The sequence below is a fragment of the Dyella agri genome (genome assembly GCF_044904705.1).
Lineage (GTDB): Bacteria > Pseudomonadota > Gammaproteobacteria > Xanthomonadales > Rhodanobacteraceae > Rhodanobacter_A > Rhodanobacter_A agri.
Map to the genome: position 1 here is coordinate 353,004 of NZ_JADIKL010000003.1, position 24,127 is coordinate 377,130.

The following is a 24,127-nucleotide window of genomic DNA, read 5'->3' on the forward strand; positions in this document are numbered from 1 at the left end:
TCCAGTCAAGAAACGTGAGGACATCCTCACTTAGGAGTTTATGAGGATGTTCTCGCAAAAGACAAGCGCCACCCGGCGGGCGCCGCAGCGCCAGCGCGGCCGGGAGCGGGTCGCCGCGCTGCTCGAAGCCGCCGCCGACTGCTTCATCGAAAAGGGCTTCGAAGCCGCCACCATGACCGAGATCGCCGCCCGCGCCGGCGCCGCGATCGGCTCGCTGTACCAGTTCTTCCCGACCAAGGAGGCGCTCGCGCAGGCCCTGCTCGACCGTTACGCCGAGGCCCTTTACGCACGGCTGGGCACACTCGCGGCGCGCTCCGCGGGATGGGACAGCGATCAGCTCGGCGCGCAGCTGATCCGCCTCCTGGTGGCGTTCCGCCGGCGCTATCCGGCCTTCGTGGTGCTGGCCGAATCCGTCACGGTGCCCAGCGAACACAGCCTGGCGATCCGCCGCCGCCTGCGCGCCGAATTGCAGGCCTTGCTGGCCCGGCATGCGCCCTCGCTTGCGCCGGCCGATCTGCACGCCGTCACAATCGTCGTGCAGCAGCTGATGAAGGCCGCGGTGGCGGTGAACGCCGAGCCCGGCCTGAACGGCCGCAAGGCGGCGCTGGACCAGTTGCAGCAGGCACTGCAGCTCTATCTGCGCGAAGCGCTGAAAGCCCGCGCGACGCCATGACTGCCGCGTCTGGACGGCCAGACGTCCAGACGTCCAGACGATGGAATTCGCACTTCGGAAAAATTCTCATATAAAAAGAGTTGACAGGCCCGCACGCTCTCCCTTAGGGTCGACGACATGCCGCAGCGCAACAGCCACCGCCGCATTGCCGAAACGACCCGTCTAGCGACGGTCGCCGGCCTGCTGCAGCTTCGCGGCGCGCTTCTTCTTGCCCTTGTACTCGTACTCCTTATTACCAACGGAGGTGCGGGCTGAGGGCATGTGTCCAGGTAGCTAGAAAACAAACCTGAAAACACCCAAAGAACCCCGCACCAGAAATGGCGCGGGGTTTTTTGTTGCCCTCGGCACCGCATTCCCACAGCGGAGCCAGCGATGAAAACCCAGCAGCACAACGAACAAAACGAGGCCGGCGACGTAGTCGCCGAGCGCGTGCGCATCTTCGACACCACCTTGCGCGACGGCGAACAGACACCCGGCTTCTCGATGGACCGGCGCGCCAAGCTGCGCATGGCGCAGATGCTCGAAGCGCTGGGCGTGGACGTGCTCGAAGCGGGCTTCCCGCAGGCATCGCCGGACGATTTTGCTGCGGTCGCACAGATCGCCTCCACCCTGCGCGACACCACCGTCTGCGCGCTGGCGCGCTGCCAGAACGGCGACATCGACAGCGCCGGCCGCGCGCTGGAGCAGGCCCGGCGCTCGCGCATCCACGTGTTCATCTCCACCAGTCCGCTGCACCGCGAGCACAAGCTGGGCATGAGCAAGCAACAGGTGCTGGATGCCGCGATGGCCGCGGTGGAACGGGCGCGCGGCCTGTGCCACGAGGTGGAGTTCTCCGCCGAGGACGCGATGCGCACCGAGCCGGAATTCCTGGCCGAGGTGTTCGGCGCCGCCGCGGATGCCGGCGCCACCACACTCAACGCGCCGGACACGGTGGGCTACATGACGCCCGCCGAGATCGCCGAACGTTTCGCCTGGCTGCGCGCCAACGTGCGCGGTGCCGAGCACGTGGTGTTCTCCAGCCACTGCCACAACGACCTGGGCCTGGCGGTGGCGAACAGCCTCGCCGCGGTCGGCGCGGGCGCACGCCAGGTGGAATGCACCATCAACGGCATCGGCGAGCGCGCCGGCAACGCCGCGCTGGAGGAGATCGTGATGGCGCTGAAAGTGCGCGGCGCCTACTTCGGCACCGACAGCCGCATCGACACGCGCAAGCTGTACCCGGCCTCGCGCCTGCTGTCCCAGCTCACCGGCCAGCCGGTTCAGCGCAACAAGGCGATCGTCGGCGACAACGCGTTCGCGCACGAGTCGGGCATCCACCAGCACGGCATGCTGAAGCACCGCGGCACCTACGAAATCATGCGTCCGCAGGACGTCGGCATCGCCGAGACCAAGCTGGTGCTGGGCAAGCATTCGGGCCGCGCCGCGCTGCGCCAGCGCCTGCAGGTGCTGGGCCACACCCCGGACGACGCGGCGATGGACGGCATCTTCGCGCGCTTCAAGGCGCTGGCCGACAAGAAGCGCGAGGTGCACGACGAGGATCTGGAAGCCATCGCATTGGGCCAGGACCCCGAGGCGCTGGGTCCGTGGCGGCTGGTGCAGCTGAACACCAGCACGCACCTGGGCGGCAGCGCCTCGGCCTCGGTGAGGCTGGCCCACGACGACGGCCGCGAGGCCGGCGAGGCAGCGATCGGCGACGGCCCGGTGGACGCGGTGCTGCGTGCGATCGAGCGGGCCACCGGCAGCACGCTGGACGTCACCGAATTCCAGGTGCGCGCGGTCAGCGAAGGCGGCGACGCCCAGGGCCAGGCCCAGCTGGTGGCGCGCCATGCCGCACGCGACTGGCGCGGCCACGGCGTCAGCACCGACATCGTCGAAGCCACCGCGCAGGCCGCGCTGGCCATCGTCAACCGTATCGAGCGGCAGGCCCCGGCGACCGCGCCGGCGGCAGCCGCCCGCCTGTAACCACGGAAACCTCCATGAGCCACACACCTTTCATCTGGCACAACGGACGCATCAAGCCCTGGGCCGAAGCCGGCGTCCACGTCAGCGCGCACGCCTTGCATTACGGTTCCTCGGTGTTCGAGGGCGAGCGCGTGTATGCCACGCCGAACGGCCCTGCCTATTTCCGCCTCGCCGACCACACGCGGCGCCTGTTCGAGTCGGCCAAGGTCTACGAGATCGAGATCGGCTACAGCGAGGCCGAGATCGATGCCGCCTGCCATGAGCTGATCCGCGCCAACGGCATGAAATCCGCTTACGTGCGCCCCATCGTGTTCCGCGGCGCCGGCGGCCTGGGCGTGCTGCCCAGGACCGGTTCGCCGGTGGACGTGGCGATCATGGCGCTGGAATGGGGCGCGTACCTGGGCGACGCCGCCGAGCGTGGCGCCGACGTCTGCGTGTCCTCGTGGAACCGCCCCGCGCCGAACACTCTCCCCAGCTGGGCCAAGGCCGGCGGCAACTACCTGTCCAGCCAGTTGATCGGCCTGGAGGCGCGCCGCGGCGGCTACGACGAGGGTATCGCGCTGGGCCACAACGGCTTGCTCAGCGAAGGCGCCGGCGAAAACCTGTTCCTGGTGAAGCGCGGCAAGCTGCTCACCCCGCCGTCCAGCGCCGGCATCCTCGCCGGCATCACTCGCGACAGCGTGATCACGCTGGCCGCCGAACTGGGCATCGCGGTGGAAGAGCGCGACCTGCCGCGCGAGGCCCTGTACACGGCGGACGAGATGTTCATGACCGGCACCGCCGCCGAGATCACCCCGGTGCGCTCGGTGGACCGCAAGCCGGTGGGCAGCGGCACGCCCGGCCCGGTGACGCGCGCGCTGCGCGACGCCTTCTTCGGCCTGTTCGACGGCCGCACCGAAGACAAGTGGGATTGGTTGAGCTTTACCAATGCGGCCATCCCTGACCGCGAAAGCCCAACAGCGGCCATCCATGGCCGCACTCCTCAACAGCAGCCCGCTCCTATGGAAGTCATGGCATGAGCGCAAAGACCTTGTTCGAAAAGATCTGGGACGCGCACGTCGTCGCGCCCGAAAGCGCCGCCACGCCGGCGATCCTGTACATCGACCTGCACCTGGTGCACGAAGTCACCTCGCCGCAGGCCTTCGACGAGTTGCGCGCGCGCGGCCTGAAGCTGCGCCGCCCGGACCGCACGCTGGCCACGCTGGACCACTCCACGCCCACCTTGCCGGCGAACGCCGACGGCACGCGTCCGTATGCGAACGCCGAAGCGCAGGCGCAGGTGGCGCAGCTGGAGAAAAATTGCGGCGAGTTCGGCGTCGAGCTGCACGGTTGGGACAGCAGCGAGCGCGGCATCGTGCACGTGATCGGCCCGGAGCTGGGCGCGACGCAGCCGGGCAACACCATCGTCTGCGGCGACAGCCACACCTCCACCCACGGTGCATTTGGAGCGTTGGCCTTCGGCATCGGCACCACCGAAGTGGGCCACGTGATGGCCACGCAGTGCCTGCTGCAGCGCAAGCCGAAGACGCTGGCGATCCACGTCGACGGCGAACTGCCGGCCGGCGTGGGCGCGAAGGACCTGATCCTGCACATCATCGGCACGATCGGCGTGGACGGCGGCACCGGCCACGTCATCGAATACCGCGGCGCGGCCATCGAGAAGCTGTCGATGGAAGAGCGCATGACGGTGTGCAACATGTCGATCGAAGCCGGCGCGCGCGCCGGCCTGATCGCGCCGGACGAAACGACGTTCGCGTGGCTGAAAGGCCGCCCGCGCGTGCCGCAGGGCGAAGCGTGGGATCGTGCGGTGGCGCACTGGCGCACATTGCATACCGAAGCGGGCGCGCAGTACGACCGCGAAGTCCGCATCGATGCCGGTGCGGTGAAGCCCACCGTCACCTACGGTACGCATCCCGGCATGGCGATCGCGATGGACGCCCCGGTGCCCGCCGCGCGCAATGCGATGGAGCAGCGCGCGCTGGACTACATGCACAGCCGCGCCGGCCAGCCCATGCAAGGCACCAAGGTAGACGTAGTGTTCGTGGGCAGCTGCACCAACTCGCGCCTGTCCGACCTGCGCGAAGCCGCGCAGGTGCTGCGCGGCCGCCGCGTCGCCAGCGGCGTGCGCATGCTGGTGGTGCCCGGCTCCGAAGCGGTGCGCCGCGACGCCGAGTCAGAAGGCCTGCACGAAGTGTTCCGCGCCGCCGGCGCCGAGTGGCGCGTGCCCGGCTGCTCGATGTGCATCGCGATGAACGGCGACCTGGCACAGCCGGGCCAGCTGGTCGTCTCCACCTCCAACCGCAACTTCGAGGGTCGCCAGGGCAAGGGCGCGCGCACCGTGCTGGCCAGCCCGGCCACCGCCGCGGCCTCCGCCGTCGCCGGTGCCATCGCCGATCCGCGCGCGTACCTGACGGAGGTGGCCGCATGAACGCGCTGGTTTTTCTCCCTCTCCCCTGCGGGGAGAGGGTTGGGGTGAGGGGGCGCTCTTGCGATGCCCTCGCATCGGAGCGCGCTTCGATGCACATCACCGCGAGCACCCGCCCCTCACCTCAATCCTCTCCCCAAAGGGGAGAGGAGGCGAACGCAACCAGCGAGGAATTTCATTAATGCGCCCCGTCACCCGCATCCATTCGCGCACCGCCGTGCTGCCGGACGAGAACATCGATACCGACCGCATCATCCCGGCGCGCTTCCTCACCACCACCACCCGCGAAGGCCTGGGCAAGCTCTGCTTCAACGACTGGCGTTACCTGCCCGACGGCAGCGACAACCCGGCTTTCCCGCTCAACCAGCCGGCGGCGAAGGGCTGCGCCATCGTGGTGGCCGGCCGCAACTTCGGTTGCGGTTCCTCGCGCGAGCATGCGCCGTGGGCGCTGCTGGACTACGGCGTCCGTGCGGTGCTGTGCAGCGAGATCGCCGACATCTTCCGCAACAACGCGCTGAAGAACGGCCTGCTTGCCATCGTGATCTCCGCCGCCGAGCACCGCTGGCTGCTGGCGCATCCGGGCGTCGAACTGACCATCGACGTGCAAGGCCAGTACATCGCGCTGCCCGACGGCGGCCGCATCGGCTTCGAGCTGGAACCGTTCGCGCGCCACTGCCTGCTGCACGGCGTCGACCAGCTGGGTTTCCTGCTCCAGCACAGCGACGCGATCACCCACTACGAACACCAGGAGAAGGCTGCATGAAGGCACGCATCGTCACCCTGCCCGGCGACGGCGTCGGCCCCGAGGTCACTGCGGCGGCGGTTGCCGTGCTGCAAGCGGTGGCCACCCACTACGAACACGCGTTCTCGTTCGACGAGCACCTGGCCGGCGGCGCCGCGATCGACGCCACCGGCGAGCCGCTGACCGCCGCGACGCTGACCGCGTGCCAGGCCGCCGACGCGGTGCTGCTGGGCGCGGTGGGCGGCCCGAAGTGGTCCGACCCGAACGCGAAGGTGCGCCCCGAGCAAGGCCTGCTGGCCCTGCGCGCCGGTCTGGGCGTCTACGCCAACCTGCGCCCGCTGACCGTGCATCCCGCGCTGGCCGCGCTGTCGCCGCTGAAGGACGAGAAGCTGAAGGACGTCGACGTGCTGTTCGTGCGCGAACTGACCGGCGGCGCCTACTTCGGCGCCAAGACCAAGGGTGCCGACTACGCCACCGACGAGTGCAAGTACACCGAGGCCGAGATCGAGCGGGTCACCCGCCGCGCCTTCGAGCTGGCGCGCGGCCGCCGCCGCCACGTCACCTCGGTGGACAAAGCCAACGTGCTGGAGACCTCGCGGCTGTGGCGCCGCACCGTCACGCGCGTGGCTGCCGACTACCCCGACGTCACGCTGGAGCACCAGCTGGTCGACTCGATGGCGATGCTGCTGCTGACCCGACCCGGCAGCTACGACGTGGTGGTCACCGAGAACCTGTTCGGCGACATCCTCACCGACGAGGCCGCCGCGTTGGCCGGCTCGCTGGGCTTGCTGCCTTCGGCGTCCATCGGCGAGGGCCGCACCGGACTGTACGAACCCATCCACGGTTCGGCGCCCGACATCGCCGGCAAGGGCATCGCCAATCCGATCGGCACCATCCTCTCCGCCGCGCTGCTGCTGCGCCACTCGCTGCAGCTGGAGGCCGAGGCGCAGGCGGTGGAAGCCGCCGTCGACCACGTGTTGCAGCATGGTCCGCGCAGCCGCGACATCGGCGGCAGCGCCAGCACCGCCGAGGTGCGCGATGCCGTGCTGGCGGCGCTGGAAGAACACGCCGGCACCGAGCGCGCCTTCTTCAGCGGAGCACGCTCATGCGGCTGAGCACTCGCCCGCGCATTTACGGCGAAGGCGATCGCGCCTTCGCCACCTTTGCCCTCCCCTGCGCGCCGCCTGCGGCGCCGCCGGCGACGACCGCCCTCTCCCCGGCGTGCTTCCGTCGCAACCCCCTGTCAGGCGCCTCGACGCGCGCAGGGGAGGCAACCACCACCCGTCGCGCACCCGCGCCCGTCACTACCGCCCACCGCATCCACGTCACCGTCAACGAAGGAGTCACCGCATGAGCAGCAGCACCACCAACGACACGCTGGCCACGGCCCGCATCGCCGTCCTCGGCTTCGGCAGCCAGGGCCGCGCCCACGCCCTCAACCTGCGCGACTCCGGCCTCGATGTCGTGGTCGGCCTGCGCAAGGGCGGCCCCTCGTGGGAGAAGGCACGCGCCGAAGGCTTCGCCGTGGCCGAGCCGGGCGAGGCGGTGAAGGGCGCCGACCTGGTTGCCGTGCTCACCCCCGACATGGTGCAGCCCAAGCTCTACACCGAGAGCATCGAGCCAAACATCAAGCCCGGCGCCGCCCTGCTGTTCGCGCACGGCTTCAACGTGCACTTCCAGCAGATCGATCCGCGCAAAGACATCGACGTGATCCTGGTGGCGCCGAAGGGCCCGGGCGCACTGGTGCGCACCGAATACGAACGCGGCCGCGGCGTGCCGTGCATCTGGGCGGTGCACCAGGACGTGTCCGGCCAGGCCGAGGCGAAGGCCCACGCGTATGCCGACGGCATCGGCGGCGGCCGCGCCATGCTGATCAAGACCGACTTCAAGGAAGAGACCGAGACGGATCTGTTCGGCGAACAAGCCGTGCTGTGCGGCGGCGCCAGCTCGCTGGTGCAGGCCGGTTTCGAAACCCTGGTCGAGGCCGGCTACCAGCCGGAGATCGCCTACTACGAAGTGCTGCACGAGCTGAAGCTGATCGTCGACCTGTTCTACGAGGGTGGCATCACCAAGATGCTGGAGTTCGTCTCCGAGACCGCGCAGTACGGCGACTACGTCAGCGGCCCGCGCGTGATCGACGCCGGCGTGAAGCAGCGCATGCAAGGCGTGCTGAAGGACATCCAGGACGGCACCTTCGCGCGCAACTGGATCGCCGAGTACAACGCCGGCCTGCCGAACTACAAGAAGTTCAAGCAGGCCGACCTGGAGCACCCGGTCGAGCAGGTGGGCAAGAAGCTGCGCGCCCGCATGCCCTGGCTGCAGGCCCATGCGCCGAAGCCCGCCGCCGAACCGCTGAAGAAGGTCGGCTGAGGCCGACACCGGGCCGCGCGCGACGCATCGCGCGGCCCGTTCCACCACGCACGAAAGCAGAACGAGGTACGCCATGAAACGCTTCCATATCGCCCTGGCCGTCGCCGACCTGGACGCCTCCATCGCCGACTACAGCAAGCGCCTGGGCCAGCCGCCGCAAGCCCTGGTCTATGGCATCTACGCCATGTGGCGCACCGACAGCCTCAACTTCTCGATCCGCCAGCAACCCGAAAAAGCCGGCCAGATCTGCCAGCTCGGCTTCGAAGACGACGCCGTGCAGGGTTTCACCAGCAGCACCGACGTGAACGGCATCGCGTGGGAACGCTTCTCCACGCTGGAGCAGGACCTGCAGATCATCGCCACCTTCGGCGTGCCGGTGCACCCGGCGGTCGAGCGCGACCTGATCCGCAATTGATGCCCGCCCTACTCCCCACCCAGGAATCCATCGTGACCGCCACCACGCAGAGCGCCCACGCGCCTACCGCCTCCCAGCTGCATCCGCTCGCCGGCCACGCCATGACCGGCGCCGAGGCGATCGTGCAGGTACTGGCCGACGAAGGCACCGGCGTGCTGTTCGGCTATTCCGGCGGCGCGATCCTGCCGGTGTACGACGCCGTGTTCCGCTACAACGCCGACCACGCGTCGGCCGACGGCCGCGAACCGATGCCGCTGATCGTGCCCGCCAACGAGCAGGGTGCGGGCTTCATGGCCGCGGGCTACGCGCGCGCCTCGGGCAAGGTGGGCGTGGCCATCGTCACCTCCGGCCCCGGTGCCACCAACATGGTGACGCCGGTGCGCGACGCGATGGCCGATTCGATTCCGCTGGTGGCGATCTGCGGCCAGGTGCCCACCTCGTCGCTGGGCAGCGATGCGTTCCAGGAGGCGCCGGTCAGCAACATCATGGGCGCCTGCGCCAAGCACGTGTTCCTGGTCACCGACGTCGCGCAGCTGGAAGCCACGCTGCGCACCGCGTTCGAGATCGCCCGCAGCGGCCGGCCCGGCCCGGTGGTGGTGGACGTGCCGAAGGACGTGCAGAACGCCACGCTGCGTTTCGACGGCGGCTGCCGCCTGAGCATCCCCGGCTACCGCGCGCGCCTGCGCGCGGTGGAGGAGTCCCGGCTGGACGACGAGGCCTGCGCCGCGTTCTTCGCCGCGCTGATGCAGGCGAAGCGCCCGCTGATCTATGCCGGCGGCGGCGTGATCGCGGCGGAGGCGGCGGTGGCGCTGCGCGTGTTCGCCGACGCGTTCGGCCTGCCGGTCACCACCACCTTGATGGGCCTGGGCGCGTTCGACAGCACCGAGCCGCTGGCGCTGCACATGCTGGGCATGCACGGCACCGCCTACGCGAACTACGCGGTGGAGGATTGCGATTTCGTGTTCGCGCTGGGCGCACGCTTCGACGACCGCGTGGCCGGCGTGCCCGCGAAGTTCGCGCCGCGCGCGAAATTCATCGCGCAGGTCGATATCGATCCCGCCGAGATCGGCAAGGTGAAACCGGTGGACTGGCAGCATGTGGGCCCGCTGCGCTCCGCGCTGGAACGGCTGACCCGCTACGGCCAGAGCCGCGGCATCCGTCCCGCGCTGGACGACTGGCACGCCCACGTCGCCGCGCTGAAGCAGCAGCATGCGATGGGCTACGACCGCGCGAATGCGCTGATCCAGCCGCAGGCGGTGATCGAGGCGATCAACCATCACGCCAAGGGCCGCGCCATCGTCAGTACCGGCGTGGGCCAGCACCAGATGTGGGCCGCACAGTACTTCGACTTTCGCGCGCCGCGGCAATGGCTCACCTCCGGCTCGATGGGCACGATGGGTTTCGGCCTGCCTGCGGCGGTCGGCGCGCAGTTCGCGCGGCCCGACGCGCTGGTGATCGACATCGACGGCGATGCCAGCATCCGCATGAACCTCGGCGAGCTGGAGACCGTCACCACCTACGGCTTGCCGCTGAAGGTCGTCGTGCTCAACAACAGCGGCGACGGCATGGTGCGGCAGTGGCAGAAGCTGTACTTCGGCCGGCGCTTCGCCGCCTCGGACAAGAGCCTGCACAAGAAGGACTTCGTACTCGCCGCGCAGGCCGACGGCTTCGGCTGGGCGCGCCGGCTGGCGGACAAGGCGCAGCTGGAATCCACCATCGCCGACTTCCTCGCCTTCGATGGCCCGGCCTTCCTGGAAGTGATGATCGATCCCGATGCCGGCGTCTATCCGATGGTGGGGCCAGGCGCCACCTATGCCCAGATGATCACCGGAGATTTCATTCCGTCGCGCAGCACGGGTTCCGTCGAAACAAACGAGATTCCTTCTACATCGATGTTCTGAGCTTCATCCCTTCTCCCTCCGGGAGAAGGTGGCCCGAAGGGCCGGATGAGGGTACGGCCAAAGCGAAGCGCCTCGCTCCGCCCGCACCCTCACCCGCCTGCCGGCACCCTCTCCCGGTGGGAGAGGGATTCCACCCAACAAGGTTCGCGTTGTCGCCATGCGGAGCACAGCCATGAAACACACCCTGTCCATCCTGCTGCAGAACGAATCCGGCGCCCTGGTGCGCGTGGCCGGGCTGTTCGCCGCGCGCCACGTCAACATCGACGCGCTCACCGTGGCGACCACGCATGACCCGGCGATGTCGCAGCTCACCTTGGTGATGCACGGCGACGAGGGCACGCTGGAACAGATCCTGCGCCAGCTGCGCAAGCTGGTCGACGTGCTGGATGCGAGCAGCTTGTCGCTGGTGGGTAGCCGCGACGGCAGCCGGTTCGCCGCCACGCCGGCATGAACGCACGGCTCGCCACGCGCGCGGAACGCGACGACGCACCGTCCGACCTGGAGCTGCTGCGCCGCACGCTGGCGGCGCGCGTGTACGAGGTGGCGCGCGAGACGCCGCTGGAATCCGCCGAATTGCTGTCCGCGAGGATCGGCAACCGCGTGTTGCTGAAGCGCGAGGATCTGCAGCCGGTGTTCTCGTTCAAGCTGCGCGGCGCCTACAACCGCATGGCCGCGCTAAGCGCTGCCGAACGGGTGAACGGCGTGATCGCCGCCTCGGCCGGCAACCACGCGCAAGGCGTGGCGTTGGCAGCGGCGAAGCTGGGCATCCGCGCGGTAATCGTGATGCCGGTGACCGCGCCGCAGGTGAAGGTGGACGCGGTGCGCCGCTTCGGCGGCGACTTCGTGGACGTGCTGCTGGCCGGCGATTCCTACAGCGACGCCCAGGCCGCGGCCGCGCGCCTGCAGGCCGAGCGCGGCCTGGTGTTCGTGCACCCCTTCGACGACCTCGACGTGATCGCCGGCCAGGCCACCGTGGGCATGGAACTGCTGCGCCAGTGCCCTGCACCCGATGCGGTGTTCGTGCCGGTGGGCGGCGGTGGCCTGCTCGCCGGCGTGGCCAGCTACATCAAGACACTGTCGCCGCAAACGAAAGTGATCGGCGTGCAGGCGGACGACTCCGACGCGATGGCACGCTCGCTGGAAAGCGGCGCGCGCGTGGCTCTCAGCGAAGTGGGCCTGTTCGCCGACGGCACCGCGGTGAAGCAGGTGGGCGCACTCACCTTCGCGCTGTGCCGCCGCCACGTGGACGAAGTGCTGCGCGTGGACGGCGATGCTCTGTGCGCCGCGATCCGCGATGTCTACCAGGAAACCCGCAGCGTACCGGAGCCCTCCGGCGCGCTGGCGCTGGCCGGGCTGAAGCAGTACGCCGCCACCCTCCAGCTGCAGGGCGCGACGCTCGCCGCGATCGTCTCCGGCGCCAACATGAACTTCGAGCGCCTGCGTTTCGTGGCCGAGCGCGCCGAAGCCGGCGAGCAGCGCGAAGCGCTGTTCGCGGTGACCATCCCCGAGGAGCGCGGCAGCTTCCGCCGTTTCTGCGCCGCGCTGGGCCGGCACAACATCACCGAATTCAACTACCGCATCGGCGACGCGTGTCAGGCGCACATCTTCGTCGGTGTGCAGACCGCCAGCCGCGACGAACGCGCGGCGCTGGCCGCTGTGTTCCGCGCGCAGGATTTCGCCGTGCTCGACCTCAGCGACGACGAGCTGGCCAAACTGCACCTGCGCCATATGGTGGGCGGACGCTCGCCGCTGGCGCAGGACGAACGGCTGTACCGCTTCGACTTCCCCGAGCGCCCCGGCGCGCTGCCCGACTTCCTTGCCCGCCTGCATCCGGACTGGAACGTCAGCCTGTTCCATTACCGCAACCACGGCGCCGACCACGGCCGCATCCTGGTCGGCATCCAGGTGCCGGCCGACGAACAGACCGCGCTGCGCCGCTTCCTCGAAACACTCGGCTACCCGCATTGCGACGAGAGCGACAACGCCGCTTATCGCCTGTTGCTGCGCAGCTGACACCACACATTCACATCGATTCCCGGAGTACGAAACACATGCCTGCTTACCGTTCCCGCACCAGCACCCATGGCCGCAACATGGCCGGCGCTCGCAGCCTGTGGCGCGCCACGGGCATGAAGGACGGGGATTTCGGCAAGCCCATCATCGCGGTGGCGAACAGCTTCACCCAGTTCGTGCCCGGCCACGTGCACCTGAAGGACCTCGGCCAGCTGGTTGCACGCGAAATCGAGGCCGCCGGCGGCGTGGCCAAGGAGTTCAACACCATCGCGGTGGACGACGGCATCGCCATGGGCCACGGCGGCATGCTGTATTCGCTGCCCTCGCGCGAGCTGATCGCCGATAGCGTGGAATACATGGCCAACGCGCACTGCGCCGACGCGCTGGTGTGCATCTCCAACTGCGACAAGATCACCCCCGGCATGCTGATGGCCGCGATGCGGCTGAACATCCCTGCCATCTTCGTCTCCGGCGGCCCGATGGAGTCCGGCAAGGCGGTGATGAAAGGTGTGCAGCGCAAGTTCGACCTGATCGACGCCATGGTGGTGGCCGCCGACGACAGCTACAGCGATGCCGAGGTGGCGTCGGTGGAACGCTCGGCCTGCCCCACCTGCGGCTCCTGTTCGGGCATGTTCACCGCCAATTCGATGAACTGCCTCACCGAGGCGCTGGGGCTGGCCTTGCCCGGCAACGGCTCGGTGCTGGCCACGCACGCCGACCGCGAGCAGCTGTTCCGCCGCGCCGGCAGCCGCATCGTGGAGCTCGCCCGCTGCTGGTACGAGCACGACGACGCCAGCGTACTGCCCCGCGGCGTCGCCAACCGTGCCGCGTTCGAGAACGCGATGAGCCTGGATATTGCGATGGGCGGCTCCACCAACACCGTGCTGCACCTGCTGGCAGCGGCGCGCGAAGGCGGCGTGGACTTCACCATGGCCGACATCGACCGCCTCTCCCGCCGCGTGCCCTGTCTGTGCAAGGTGGCGCCCGCGAAGAGCGACGTGCACATGGAAGACGTGCACCGCGCCGGCGGCATCATGGCCATCCTGGGCGAGCTGGACCGCGCCGGGCTGATCGACACGACGCGCCCCACCGTGCACGCGCCCACGCTGGGCGAGGCGCTGGCACAGTGGGACATCGTGCGCAGCAACGATGAAGCGGTGCACACCTTCTATCGCGCCGCACCCGGCAACGTGCCCACGCAGACCGCCTTCAGCCAGTCCGCGCGCTGGGAGTCGCTGGACACCGACCGCGCGCGTGGCGTGATCCGTTCCGCCTGCACGCCCTTCAGCCACGACGGCGGCCTCGCCGTGCTGTTCGGCAACCTCGCGCCGGAAGGCTGCATCGTGAAGACCGCGGGCGTGGACGATTCCATCCTGCGCTTCAACGGTACCGCCAGGGTCTACGAAAGCCAGGAAGCCGCGGTGAGCGGCATCCTCGGCAACAAGGTGAAGGCCGGCGACGTGGTGGTGATCCGCTACGAAGGCCCGCGCGGCGGTCCCGGCATGCAAGAGATGCTCTACCCCACCAGCTATCTGAAGTCGAAAGGCCTGGGCAAGGCCTGCGCACTGATCACCGACGGCCGCTTCTCCGGCGGCACCTCGGGCCTGTCCATCGGCCACGTCTCGCCGGAGGCCGCCGAAGGCGGCTTGATCGCACTGGTCGAAGACGGCGACCCCATCGTGATCGACATCCCCGAGCGCCGCATCCAGCTCGACCTGCCCGAGGACGTGCTCGCCGCCCGTCGCGCCGCGATGCAGGCGCGCGGCCGCGACGCGTGGAAACCGCAGAACCGCACGCGCCCGGTGTCGGTCGCGCTGCAGGCTTATGCGGCACTGGCGTCGAATGCCGCAAATGGCGCGGTACGCGACCTCGGCCGGCTCGGCGCCGCGGCTGGCTGAGCGGCGCCCGTTGGTCGATCGGCCGGTAGCGCGCGGCGCCGCCGGCTGTACGCTGCGTTGCCCATCACCCCATCGAGGCATCTCATGATCAAGCGCATCGAAGCCGGCCCGCGCATGTCCGAAGCCAGCATCCACGGCGGCATCGTCTATCTCGCCGGACAGGTCCCCGAGGACACCCGCAACGACATCGAGGGGCAGACACGGCAGGTGCTCGCCGCGATCGACGATCTGCTGGCCCAGGCCGGCAGCGACAAGACACGCATCCTGCGCGCGCAGATCTTTCTCGCCGACATCGACGACTTCGCCGGCATGAATCGCGCCTGGGATGCCTGGGTCGTCCCCGGCAACGCGCCGGCGCGCGCAACGGTACAGGCGCGCCTGGCCGATCCGGAATGGAAGGTCGAGATCGTCGTCACCGCAGCGGCCTGAAATGGCTGGTCGCGACTGACGCTAGTTACCAAGCGACGGTGAAGCCGCCAGCATTCAACGAGGTGCTAAGCAAATCTAGAAGCCAAGTTCACGGCCGGTCCATTTGTGGGTGACCACGGAAACCCCGTCGCCCCGCCCCTCCGCTGTAACGGTCACAGAAAAGCACGATGCGTCATCCGGGTTTGCCGGAAGCGAGACTCCTATGACATTGCTCCACTTCCGCAAGTCAACTGCGGCGGCGCCGAGTCTAGGTACTGCTTCGAAAGCATTCTGCGCTGGCATTTCATAACCCATGTGGATGTCATACAGCTCTGGAATGTTTGAAAGCCGCGATATCCGGCTGCACGTTATGTTTACGGATAATTTGTCGATTTCCCCCAGTGTCTCCGCATCACGGTCTGGAAACTTTATGAAGCGGACTTTTGCCTGCATGGCAGATGCGCACGCAGAACTGACCAGGATCACAAGCAGCCCTATCTTTTGAACGGGTATCTTCATGGTGCGTTACGTCCAAATTGAGTGGCGTCGGACCATCCATTTGGATGATGTGTTACGCCCCACGGCGGAGCAGGCCCTTTGCGGCAATCATGAACAACACCGCACCCAGAATGAGAGCTGGCCAAGCAAGCTGTGTGGCGAAACGAGGAAAGTAGATTGCTGCGAAGACTCCGAGCGCGAAACCCAGCAGAGCTCTGGCGACAATAAACACCCAGATCTCTGCACCAGTGAGTTGCTGGACTCGCTTACGATTGCGTTCAAGCATGACCTTCCCTGAAGTTATATGACAGCACCTGACACCTAAATTTGCGTACCGCGAAGCGGTCGCGGCTTCAACGTAGCAACAACCTGACAGCGCAGCCCTTGAATACGATCACCAGGCTGCAGCCTTCAGCTCGGCGACAGCACCAGCAACAACCCCAGCAGACCGGGAAGCGCCTGCACGTAGAGGATCTTCCGGCTGGCCGTCACCGCGCCATAGACGCCCGCGACGACCACGCACAGCAGGAAGAAGACCTTGAATTCGTAACCTGCCGCGCCCCGGATCAGGCCCCACAGCAAACCGACGGCGATGAAGCCGTTGTACAGGCCCTGGTTTGCCGCCAGCACCTTTGTCGCTGCCGCCTGCTCTTTCGACATGCCGAAGGCCTTCCTCCCAGCCGGCTTGTCCCAGAGGAACATTTCCAGCATCAGGAAATAGCCGTGCAGCAAGGCCACCAGCAGCACCACGATTTCGGAGATTGTCGCCACCATAAGCCCCCTCCAGATTCCACGTTCCAAGCTTCGCAGCCCGTTCCGCAACACGGCCGTTGCGTGTTGCCGCCCCTGGTGACCGGGAAACCGCAGCTCATGCCGTTTCCCAAGCTTTCCAAACGATTTCCTCGCGATTGCCCAAGCCTGTCCTCAAGCTTCCGGACAAGGCCGGGAGCAGGCTGGAACGGCGACAAGGCCTGTCGCCGACCATTCCATCGCTGCCGAACCGACCGGAGGGGATCATGTCACGTCACGCATGCTTCATCGCCATTTCCATGCTGGCACTGGCGCTGCCGCCCGCCTATGCCCAGGCGGCACCACTGGGCGATTCAACGTCCATGAACATGCCGCAAGGCATGAGCGCCGATGCCAATTCGCCGCTGGTGCAGGAAATCCGCCTCGCAACCGCAAAATACAAGGACATCAACGTGGCCTTGCACAAGGAGACCGGCTGGGTGGTCGCCACGCCGTGCGTGAGCGGGCCGGATACCGGTGCCATGGGCGTCCATGTGGTGAACCCGTCGCGCATCGCCGACGGCGTGCTCGACCCGAGCGCGCCGGAAGCGCTGATCTACGAGCCGATGGCGGACGGCTCGATGCGCCTGGTAGGCGTGGAGTTCATCGAGGTCGCCGCCGACTGGGCGGCACGCCACCCGAACGGCCCGCCGCCCGAGGTGGCCGGCAATCTGATGAACCTGTTGCAGGTGCCGAACCGCTTTGGCCTGCCGCAGGCCTATTACCTGCACGTATGGGCTTGGCAGGACAACCCGAAGGGCAGCTTCGCCGACTGGAACACCAAGGTGACCTGCGCGATGCAGCCTTTGTCCTAGGCGCCGCCCGGACCCCGGGAGTTAGTGCATTTTCCGGGCGCTCGACCCGGCCACGGATGGCCGGTCGCGGATCGGTCGCCGGGCGACCGATCCGCGAGTTCTGGCAGCTTCTTGCTGGTACCGGATCCGCTCCGGCTTCCCCAGCCAGCAGTGGAGGCCGGGACGAAACGCATCGCGGTCACTCGCAGCGCGCGCCGTCGCCGTCGGGCTTGCACTGCGGCGGCCAGCCGTTCGCGTTCCAGTAGGCCAGCATCTTCGTGCGCCGCAGAAAATCGGAGAATGCCGGGCCTTGCCGGATTGCCGCGTACTCGCGCACCCACAACAGCCTGCCGTAGAAGAACCAGTTGTTTTCGAAAAAGCGCAATGCCATCGCCTGGTCGGGTTGCGGCACCTGCAGCTGCAACAACAGCGGCGTGCCGCTAGCCTGCTGCGCCGCGTGCAGTTGCGCCAGCGCCTGCGGCCACAGTGCGGGATCGGCAAGCGCCGCGCTGAACGCGACGTACAGCGGCTTCTGCGCAAAGTCGTCGGGCATGTGCGCGGCGATGTCGCGCGCGCCGGCCAGGTCCTTGCGCCAGACGGCGTTGCGCCAGCGCAGCTCGTCGGTCTCGACGTCGGGTTTGCCGGCCAGACCCGGCAAGGTATCGAGATAGGACCGTGCCTCCGCGTGGCGGCCCAGCGTATCGAGCTGGGCGCCGAGATTGGCGACCGCCCAGTAGCTCAGCGGATCCATCGCGTAGCCGACCTGGGCCAGGCGCAGCGCCTCCTCGCCGTAGCCAAGCCCCGCCAGGCGCATGCCCACCAGCGAGTTCATGATCGGATCGGTCGGGTTGCGCGCCAGCGTCGCCCGCAGCTCCCGCATGCCGTCGTTCCATTCGTCGCGCTGGCAGGCCAGTTCGCCCAGTACGGCATGTGCGTACACGTTGTCGGGATCGATCCGCAACGCCCGCATGGCTTCCGGCAGCGCCTCCTGTTCGCGCCCCGGCTCGAAGTGGGTGGCGAGGTTGAGCGCGAGCAAGCCGTGCACCGGCGCGAAATCGGGCGCACGCGCGGCCAGCGCATTCAGCGCGACCTCGGCCTTGGCGTAGTCCGCGTCGTCGGGACGCGTGAGGAAGATGTGGCGCAGCCGCAGGTATTCGCGGAACACCGCGGGATCGGGCGGCTTCGCCGCGACACGGTCCAGCGGCAGGTGCAGCGCCAGGGCCGATGCCACGGCCTGCGCGATTTCCTGCTGCACGCCGAAGACGTCCTTCATCCGGCGATCGTAGCTTTGCGCCCACACCGTGCGCCCCGACGGTGTTTCGACCAGGCGCAGGTCGATGCGCAGCGCATCGCCCGACTCGCGCAGGCTGCCCTCGATCGCATGGGTAACGTGCAGGCGTTCGGCCAGCTGTACCGCGTCGAGTCCCTGCTCGCGCGCCCGTGCGGCCGAAACACTGGCGATCAGGCGCAAGCCGTCGACGCGCGCGAGCGCCGTGGTCAACTCCTCGCTCAGCCCATCGGCGAAGACGGCCTCGCCCTTGTCGTCGCCGATCGCGCGCAGCGGCAGCACCACCAGGGTGGACTGCGGCGCAACCGCCGGTTTCGCGGGATTCGCCCGCCACCAAAGCAAGGCGCCGACGGCGACAACCACCAGCGTCGCCGCGAGCAGCCAAAGCCCGGGCCACCCCGACCGGCGGAGCGGCTTCGCCGACACGGTGGGCGCGGCAGCAGTCGGCGTATCCTTCACCTGCTCTCCGATACCGGCCGCGGACGGCAGTGTCTCAGGCGCATCGTCCGGCTCCGATATCGCCGCCGATGGCGTTGCCCATGCGACGCCTTCGGCTGCGGCGCGTTCTTCTGACGACCCTGCACGCTGCGCGAAGCGCCGCACGACCCCATCGAAGCGGTAGCCGACGCCATGCAAGGTGTGGATGTAGCGCGTGCTGCCGGCGCTCTCGCCAAGTGCGTGGCGAACCAGTGTGACAACGCGATTCAACACGCCGGGCGTGACGTGGCGATGGCCCCAGACCGCGTCGAGCAGTTCGTCGCGCGAGAACGCCTTGCCCGGCGCCTGCACCAGCAACGCCAGCACGTCGAATGCCTTGGGCTCCAGCGCGACGTCGCGGCCACCCACGCTCAGGCGCCGGCCGTCGAGATCGATCTCGACCGCGTCGAATGCGATATACCGAAACCTCCCCTCGCCCTCCACGTCGGCTCCTTGCGGAACGATGAAGCAGATGACGCCGCGACGAACCGCATCATGGCATAGGGCAAGCGACCGGGCGGTTACCCATGACGCGGAGGCTATGCGGCGCGCCTGCCGGCGGCCGCGGGCTCGGGGTTCCGGCACCGGCGTGGGCGCCGCGACTTCTACGAACAGGCGGCGAATTGCCTCCGTGTCATCCAGCAGCTCGTCGGCCAGCGGGCAGTTCTTGCCGACGGCCTTCTTGCCTACTCGTCCTCATCCCCCGCCGTCAGATACCAGTCCTGCGCCATGGCGGCCGGTGCCGGGCCACCCCCCAGCCACTTGCCCACCACCGGCTGGCTGTCGCGGCAGACGAAACCTGCGCGCTGCCAGCCCGCCAGCTGTTCGACGGAGGCGGCATGCTCCAGCGAAATCGATGCATGGCGGCCGCGGTGCGCGATGCGCACCAGCGCCAACACCAGCGCGATGTCGATGCCCGCCGTGCCACGCACGCACCAGTAGTCGCATACACGCAACACGCTGCCGACAACCTCGCAGGCGAACCAGGCGCGCAACGGGCCGTCGGCGCTGTCGCTCAGCAACAGATAGCGCGTATGACCCAGCGGTGTCTGGTCGAAACGCCAACGCAGCATGGCTGTGTCGCGCGCACCCAGCAGCCCTTGCCCGTGCGACGAGGCCTGCCACAGCGCCTCCATGCGCGGGTCGACCTGTTCGGACCAGGTCGCCACCAGGCGCGGCGCCCCCAGCGTCTGCAAACGATCGCGCAGGGCGAAGCTCGCGTCGAGCAGGCCGCCCAGCGGCAGCGCCAGCCAGCGCGGCAAGCTGCGCTGCAGGTAACCGGCATGGCGCAGCACCCGCGAGTAGCGCGGCATTTCGCCGAGCACGGCGAAGCCCAGGCGTTTCACCACCGGCAGCGACTTGCGATTGGGGAAGCCGTAGACAAGGTCGAAGCGATCCGTCGCTGCGGCAAGCAGCGATTCCTGCAGCATCAAGGCCGGCCCCAGCGTGCGATGGCGTGCGTCCACCGCCATATCGGCGAGCAGGCCGGCGCGGATCTCGCGGCCACGCCACAGCATGCGCCGCGGCGCCACGCCGCAACTGCCGATCACCTCGCCGTCGTGGCGCAGCAGCTGCAACAGGGGTTCGCCGAACGGATGGTGCTGATAGAACCAGTCGAGCTTGCCGGCGTGTCGCGCAGGATCGCCCAGGTTGCCGTTCCAAAGCGCAAGCACCACATCCCGATCGCGCGGCAGCTCGGCAACTTCGGTGCGGTAGCCGGACGCGGCGGCACCGTTCATCGCGGCGGCTCCGCGGGTGCCTCCTCGCTCAGCAGCAACGGCGGCAGGTGCAGGTAGCGCGTGCTGCGCCGTTTGTTGCGGATGTCGGTGTAGATCGCCTCGGCAGCACCTTCGGATACATCCAGCGCGGCGGCGAGTTCGGCGGCCGGGCGTTCATGTTCCAGCGCCCACAGCGCGAGATCCATCTGCGGCCACGGCAACGCGAAGTAGAACTCGTCCTGGCCCTGCGCGAGGCTGTAGGTGTCGGTGGTGGGCGGTGCGGTGGCCACGCACTCGGGCAGGCCGAGATGTGCCGCCAGGCCGTAGACCTGGGTCTTGTACAGGTGGGCGATGGGCTTGATGTCGGCGGAACCGTCGCCGTTCTTCACGAAGAATCCCTGGTCGTATTCCAGCCGGTTCGGCGTCCCCACCACGGCGTAGTTGAGGCGGTCGGCGTGGTAGTACTCCAGCGTCTTGCGCACGCGCTGCTTGAAGTTGGTGGCGGCGACGATCTGCAGGTATTCGGCCAGCGGCAGGTCGCATGCGTGGCGCGCGCCGTCGGGCGACTCGGCGATCAGCCTGAAATGGTTGATCGCGCCCTCGCTGCCGCCGGCGATCGCGATCTTCATGCGCCAGTCCTCGCGGTACCCGGGCAGCACCCGGCGCACGGCCTCGTCGCGCGCGGCGTAGCAACCGATCGCGGCCAGGGTGGGGGCGATGTCCACGGTTTCCGCGTGCACGCCGAGATGCGCGGCGAGCACCTGCGCGTTGCGCGCGCTGGAGGAGGCCGAATCGCGCTCGGGCAGGATCAGCGCCAGCACGCGCTGCGCACCCAGCGCGCGCACCGCCAGCGCGACGCAGACCGAACTGTCCACGCCGCCGGAGATCGCCACCACCAGGCCGCGCTTGTGCAGCTCGCGCGCGGTGGTTTCGCGCAGGCGCGCAGCGATGCGCTCAGCCTCGGCGGCGTAGTCCAGCGCGAATACGTCCGGGCCCAGCCCGTTCATGTCCGATGTTCCTGCGCCGGGGCGCGGCGAGCGAGGATCGCTCGGATGTCGCCACGCTCGTCGGTGCATGCGCGCACTTCGTCGTAGTGGCTGTCGCGCTCCAGCCGCCGATGCATCGCCGGCCCCTGCCCCAGGCCCGCCTCGAAGGCCAGCCAGCCGCCGGCGCGCAGCAGGCGCGGCGACTCCTCCAGCAGGCGCAGCAGGATGCTTACGCCGAGCGGGCCGCCGTCGAAGGCCAGCCGCGGTTCGTGCGCGGAAATTTCCCGCGCCATCTGCTCCACCTTCGTGCTGAGAATGTAAGGCGGCGAGCAGACCACGAGATCGACCGTGCCGTCGAAACCGGCATCGAACGGTGCCAGCAGGTCGCCGCAGCGCAGCGCCACCCGCGACAAGCCCAGGTGTTCGCGATTGCGCGTGGCCAGCGCAATGGCCTCGGCGCTGATGTCGGCACCGAACACCTCGGCACCTGGCACATGATGGGCGATGGCGAAGGCGAGGTTGCCCGAACCGGTGCAGACATCGATCACCCGCACGGGATGGTGTGCCAAGGCCGACTGCAGCAGCTCCGTGCAAGCGCGCGCCAGCAACTCGGTTTCCGTGCGCGGAATCAAGGCATCGGGTCCGGCGAGCAACTCCAGCCCCATGAAGTGGCCGCGGCTGGTGAGGTAGGCCAGCGGTTCGCCGGCCAACCGGCGTTCGACCAGCTCGCGCAGGTTCTGTCGCGCCTCATCGGCCAGCGGCGGCAACGCCGCCTGCATGGCGGTGGCGACTGAACGGGGCTGGCCGGCAGCGGCATGCCACAGCGCGTGCAAGGTGTTGTCCGGATTTTCCTCGGGTTTGTCCGGCAGGACCTGCAGACCCATGGCGAGGCGGTAGTGCAGAGATTGATAGAACGCGTCCATGGCACGCCTCAGACAGGGGGATGTTCTAGCAGCGCCTTGCGGCTGACCTTGCCGGTGGTGGTGCGCGGCAGCTCCAGGCACGGCACGATCTGCTGCGGCACCATGAAGCTTTCCAGCTTGCGCATGCACTGCGCGCGGATTTGCGGCACGGTCAGTGCCGCGCCCGGCTCCAGCACCACGTAGGCGCGGATCGCTTCGCCCAGCAGTTCGTCGGGCACGCCCACCACCGCCGCCTCGCGCACGCCGTCGATCGCGTGCAATGCGTTCTCCACTTCCACCGGGCTCACCTTCTCGCCGCGCGTCTTGATGATGTCGTCGCTGCGGCCCACGAAGTAGAGGAAGCCCTCCGCATCCATGCGGAACCAGTCGTGCGTGCACAGCACGCGCTCGCCGGGCAGCGGGCCAGGCCGCAGCATCTGCGCGGAAAGGTCGGGCCGGTTCCAGTAACCCAGCATCACGTGCGGTCCGCGCACGTGCAGGATGCCGACTTCGCCGGGCGTCACCGGCTCGCCCTCGGGCGAACGCAGGAACACTTCGGTGCCGGGAATCGCCTTGCCCACCGAGCCGGGCTTCGCCTCCAGCAGTTCCGGTTCGAGATAGCACACGCGCTTGCACTCGGTGAGGCCGTACATCTTGTAGATCAGCGCGTTCGGGAAGATCTCGCGCAGCCGCAGCGCCTGCTCGTCGGGCAGTGCGGCGGCGGTGTTGGTGACACGCGTGACGGATGGAAAACACAGCGGCTCGCGGCGGTGCGCGGAAAGCAGCATGGCGAAGATGGTGGGCACGCCGGGGAATACGGTGGCACCGAATTCCTCCATGCGCGCGAACACCTGCGCGGGGAACGCGAAGGAGCGTTCCAGCACCAGGGTGGCACCCAGCTGCACGGCCATCAGCCACTGGTACATGCCGTAGTCGAAGGCCAGCGGCAAGGTGCACAGGATGCGGTCCGAGCGGGCCAGGCGCAGGTACTGGATCAGGCTGCCGGCCGCGAACAGCATGGACTGATGCGTGTGCATCACCCCCTTGGGCTGGCCCGTGCTGCCCGAGGTGTAGATCAGCGCGGCAAGGTCCAGCGCGATGGTGGCAGGCGGCTCGTGCAGCGGTTCGCTGGCAGCGAGCACGTCGCTAAAGGCCTCGACGGCAAGACCTTCGGGCAACTGCCCCGAGGCGATCACGCGCAACGCGGGGCGGTCGGGCAACAAGGGCGCGAACTCGTGCGCGATGTGGCCGTCGCTGAGCAGCACGCGCGCGCCGCTGTCGTCGAGCATGAAGCCCAGCTTGTCCGACTTGGCCAGTGGATTGATGACGAGGAACGCGCCGCCGGCCAGCAATGTGGCGAAGATCGCCACCACGCAGGGCCAGGTGTTGTCCATGTAGATCGCCACGCGGTCGCCGCGGCCCACGCCGCGCTGCCGCAGCGCGCCGGCGAGGCGGCTGGCGGCGTCGAGCAATTCGCCGTAGCTGTAAGGCCGCCCCTCCACCGCCACCGCGACACGCTGCGCGCGCACCGGGTCGGTGCCGTGCTCCAACAGCGCATCGTGCAGCAGGCGGCGTGGCGGGCGGCCAGGTTTCACGCCACGCTCCGCGTGCGTTCGACGAAGGCCACGATGGCGTTCACCGAGTCGAAGTTCTGCGGCAGCATTTCGCTGGCCTTGATCCGCAGGCCGAAGTGCTCTTCGAGGAACAGCACCAGCTCCAGCACGCCGGTGGAATCGATGATGCCGCGGTCGAGCAGCGAAACGTCGTCCGGCAGCTCGTTCGGGTCGCTGCTGAACAACAGGTTTTCCAGGATGTAGTCGCGGACGCTGGTGCGCACGCTGGTGGCGTCGGTGGACATCAAGGGCTCC

The 24,127-nt window shown here is 68.4% G+C and carries 23 protein-coding genes; 14 read left to right on the forward strand and 9 right to left on the reverse strand.

Translation table 11 applies throughout. The annotated features are described in order from the left end of the window. Nucleotides 1-46: 46 nt before the first annotated feature. The 13 genes from ISP14_RS07395 to ISP14_RS07455 all read left to right on the forward strand — a co-directional run bounded on the left by ISP14_RS07395 (nt 47) and on the right by ISP14_RS07455 (nt 14,828). Nucleotides 47-673: a TetR/AcrR family transcriptional regulator gene (locus tag ISP14_RS07395; protein ID WP_404537685.1), complete on the forward strand. Its 627-nt coding sequence runs from the start codon at nt 47-49 to the stop codon at nt 671-673. A 372-nt stretch (nt 674-1,045) separates the two neighbouring features. After that, nucleotides 1,046-2,635, forward strand: coding sequence for a 2-isopropylmalate synthase (locus ISP14_RS07400; protein ID WP_404537687.1), 1,590 nt, complete (start codon nt 1,046-1,048; stop codon nt 2,633-2,635). A 14-nt stretch (nt 2,636-2,649) separates the two neighbouring features. After that, nucleotides 2,650-3,654 (forward strand): branched-chain amino acid transaminase, encoded by a 1,005-nt coding sequence (locus ISP14_RS07405; protein ID WP_404537689.1) that lies wholly within the window; start codon nt 2,650-2,652, stop codon nt 3,652-3,654. Further along, on the forward strand, nt 3,651-5,063 hold the full coding sequence (leuC, locus tag ISP14_RS07410; protein WP_404537691.1) for a 3-isopropylmalate dehydratase large subunit: 1,413 nt from the start codon (nt 3,651-3,653) through the stop codon (nt 5,061-5,063). The genes ISP14_RS07405 and leuC overlap by 4 nt, the downstream gene beginning before the upstream one ends. A gap of 178 nt (nt 5,064-5,241) precedes the next feature. After that, nucleotides 5,242-5,823, forward strand: coding sequence for a 3-isopropylmalate dehydratase small subunit (gene leuD / locus ISP14_RS07415; RefSeq protein WP_404537693.1), 582 nt, complete (start codon nt 5,242-5,244; stop codon nt 5,821-5,823). Then, nucleotides 5,820-6,917, forward strand: a complete 1,098-nt coding sequence (gene leuB / locus ISP14_RS07420) for a 3-isopropylmalate dehydrogenase (RefSeq protein WP_404537695.1) — start codon at nt 5,820-5,822, stop codon at nt 6,915-6,917. The genes leuD and leuB overlap by 4 nt, the downstream gene beginning before the upstream one ends. 235 nt (nt 6,918-7,152) lie before the next feature. After that, the gene (gene ilvC, locus ISP14_RS07425; RefSeq protein WP_404537697.1) at nt 7,153-8,172 is read left to right on the forward strand and encodes a ketol-acid reductoisomerase; all 1,020 of its coding nucleotides are present in this window, start codon (nt 7,153-7,155) and stop codon (nt 8,170-8,172) included. A gap of 73 nt (nt 8,173-8,245) precedes the next feature. Next, nucleotides 8,246-8,587: a VOC family protein gene (locus ISP14_RS07430; RefSeq protein WP_404537699.1), complete on the forward strand. Its 342-nt coding sequence runs from the start codon at nt 8,246-8,248 to the stop codon at nt 8,585-8,587. 101 nt (nt 8,588-8,688) lie between these two features. Next, nucleotides 8,689-10,488: a biosynthetic-type acetolactate synthase large subunit gene (ilvB, locus tag ISP14_RS07435; RefSeq protein ID WP_404537828.1), complete on the forward strand. Its 1,800-nt coding sequence runs from the start codon at nt 8,689-8,691 to the stop codon at nt 10,486-10,488. A gap of 172 nt (nt 10,489-10,660) precedes the next feature. Then, a complete protein-coding gene (ilvN, locus tag ISP14_RS07440; protein ID WP_404537701.1) occupies nt 10,661-10,939 on the forward strand; it encodes an acetolactate synthase small subunit in 279 nt (92 codons plus the stop codon). Next, nucleotides 10,936-12,501, forward strand: coding sequence for a threonine ammonia-lyase, biosynthetic (gene ilvA / locus ISP14_RS07445; RefSeq protein WP_404537703.1), 1,566 nt, complete (start codon nt 10,936-10,938; stop codon nt 12,499-12,501). Before ilvN ends, ilvA begins: the two co-directional genes overlap by 4 nt. A gap of 38 nt (nt 12,502-12,539) precedes the next feature. Continuing rightward, nucleotides 12,540-14,399, forward strand: a complete 1,860-nt coding sequence (gene ilvD, locus ISP14_RS07450; protein WP_404537705.1) for a dihydroxy-acid dehydratase — start codon at nt 12,540-12,542, stop codon at nt 14,397-14,399. 84 nt (nt 14,400-14,483) lie between these two features. Next, nucleotides 14,484-14,828, forward strand: a complete 345-nt coding sequence (locus tag ISP14_RS07455; RefSeq protein WP_404537708.1) for a RidA family protein — start codon at nt 14,484-14,486, stop codon at nt 14,826-14,828. Between the two features lie 75 nt (nt 14,829-14,903). Here the strand turns inward: ISP14_RS07455 and ISP14_RS07460 are convergent, their stop codons facing one another. The 3 genes from ISP14_RS07460 to ISP14_RS07470 form a co-directional block, all read right to left on the reverse strand. Next, a complete protein-coding gene (locus ISP14_RS07460) occupies nt 14,904-15,326 on the reverse strand; it encodes a hypothetical protein (RefSeq protein WP_404537710.1) in 423 nt (140 codons plus the stop codon). Between the two features lie 52 nt (nt 15,327-15,378). After that, entirely contained in the window at nt 15,379-15,591 is a 213-nt protein-coding gene (locus tag ISP14_RS07465) for a hypothetical protein (RefSeq protein ID WP_404537712.1), read from the reverse strand. Nucleotides 15,592-15,716: 125 nt separating this feature from the next. Then, complete coding sequence (locus ISP14_RS07470) at nt 15,717-16,076, reverse strand: DUF1304 domain-containing protein (protein WP_404537830.1); 360 nt, start codon at nt 16,074-16,076, stop codon at nt 15,717-15,719. A 245-nt stretch (nt 16,077-16,321) separates the two neighbouring features. Here ISP14_RS07470 and ISP14_RS07475 point away from each other — a divergent pair, with 245 nt between their 5' ends. Then, nucleotides 16,322-16,909 (forward strand): hypothetical protein, encoded by a 588-nt coding sequence (locus ISP14_RS07475; protein WP_404537714.1) that lies wholly within the window; start codon nt 16,322-16,324, stop codon nt 16,907-16,909. 178 nt (nt 16,910-17,087) lie between these two features. On the opposite strand, the gene ISP14_RS07480 is transcribed toward ISP14_RS07475, so the two are convergent. The 6 genes from ISP14_RS07480 to ISP14_RS07505 all read right to left on the reverse strand — a co-directional run bounded on the left by ISP14_RS07480 (nt 17,088) and on the right by ISP14_RS07505 (nt 24,117). Continuing rightward, the gene (locus ISP14_RS07480) at nt 17,088-19,097 is read right to left on the reverse strand and encodes a winged helix-turn-helix domain-containing tetratricopeptide repeat protein (RefSeq protein WP_404537716.1); all 2,010 of its coding nucleotides are present in this window, start codon (nt 19,095-19,097) and stop codon (nt 17,088-17,090) included. Between the two features lie 242 nt (nt 19,098-19,339). After that, a complete protein-coding gene (locus ISP14_RS07485; RefSeq protein WP_404537718.1) occupies nt 19,340-20,392 on the reverse strand; it encodes a hypothetical protein in 1,053 nt (350 codons plus the stop codon). Next, on the reverse strand, nt 20,389-21,378 hold the full coding sequence (gene nadE, locus ISP14_RS07490) for an NAD(+) synthase (protein ID WP_404537720.1): 990 nt from the start codon (nt 21,376-21,378) through the stop codon (nt 20,389-20,391). The genes ISP14_RS07485 and nadE overlap by 4 nt, the downstream gene beginning before the upstream one ends. Beyond that, nucleotides 21,375-22,280: a peptide chain release factor N(5)-glutamine methyltransferase gene (gene prmC, locus ISP14_RS07495; protein ID WP_404537722.1), complete on the reverse strand. Its 906-nt coding sequence runs from the start codon at nt 22,278-22,280 to the stop codon at nt 21,375-21,377. Before prmC ends, nadE begins: the two co-directional genes overlap by 4 nt. Nucleotides 22,281-22,288: 8 nt before the next feature. After that, nucleotides 22,289-23,854 (reverse strand): class I adenylate-forming enzyme family protein, encoded by a 1,566-nt coding sequence (locus tag ISP14_RS07500; protein ID WP_404537724.1) that lies wholly within the window; start codon nt 23,852-23,854, stop codon nt 22,289-22,291. Then, nucleotides 23,851-24,117 (reverse strand): acyl carrier protein, encoded by a 267-nt coding sequence (locus ISP14_RS07505; RefSeq protein WP_404537726.1) that lies wholly within the window; start codon nt 24,115-24,117, stop codon nt 23,851-23,853. Before ISP14_RS07505 ends, ISP14_RS07500 begins: the two co-directional genes overlap by 4 nt. Nucleotides 24,118-24,127 lie beyond the last annotated feature (10 nt).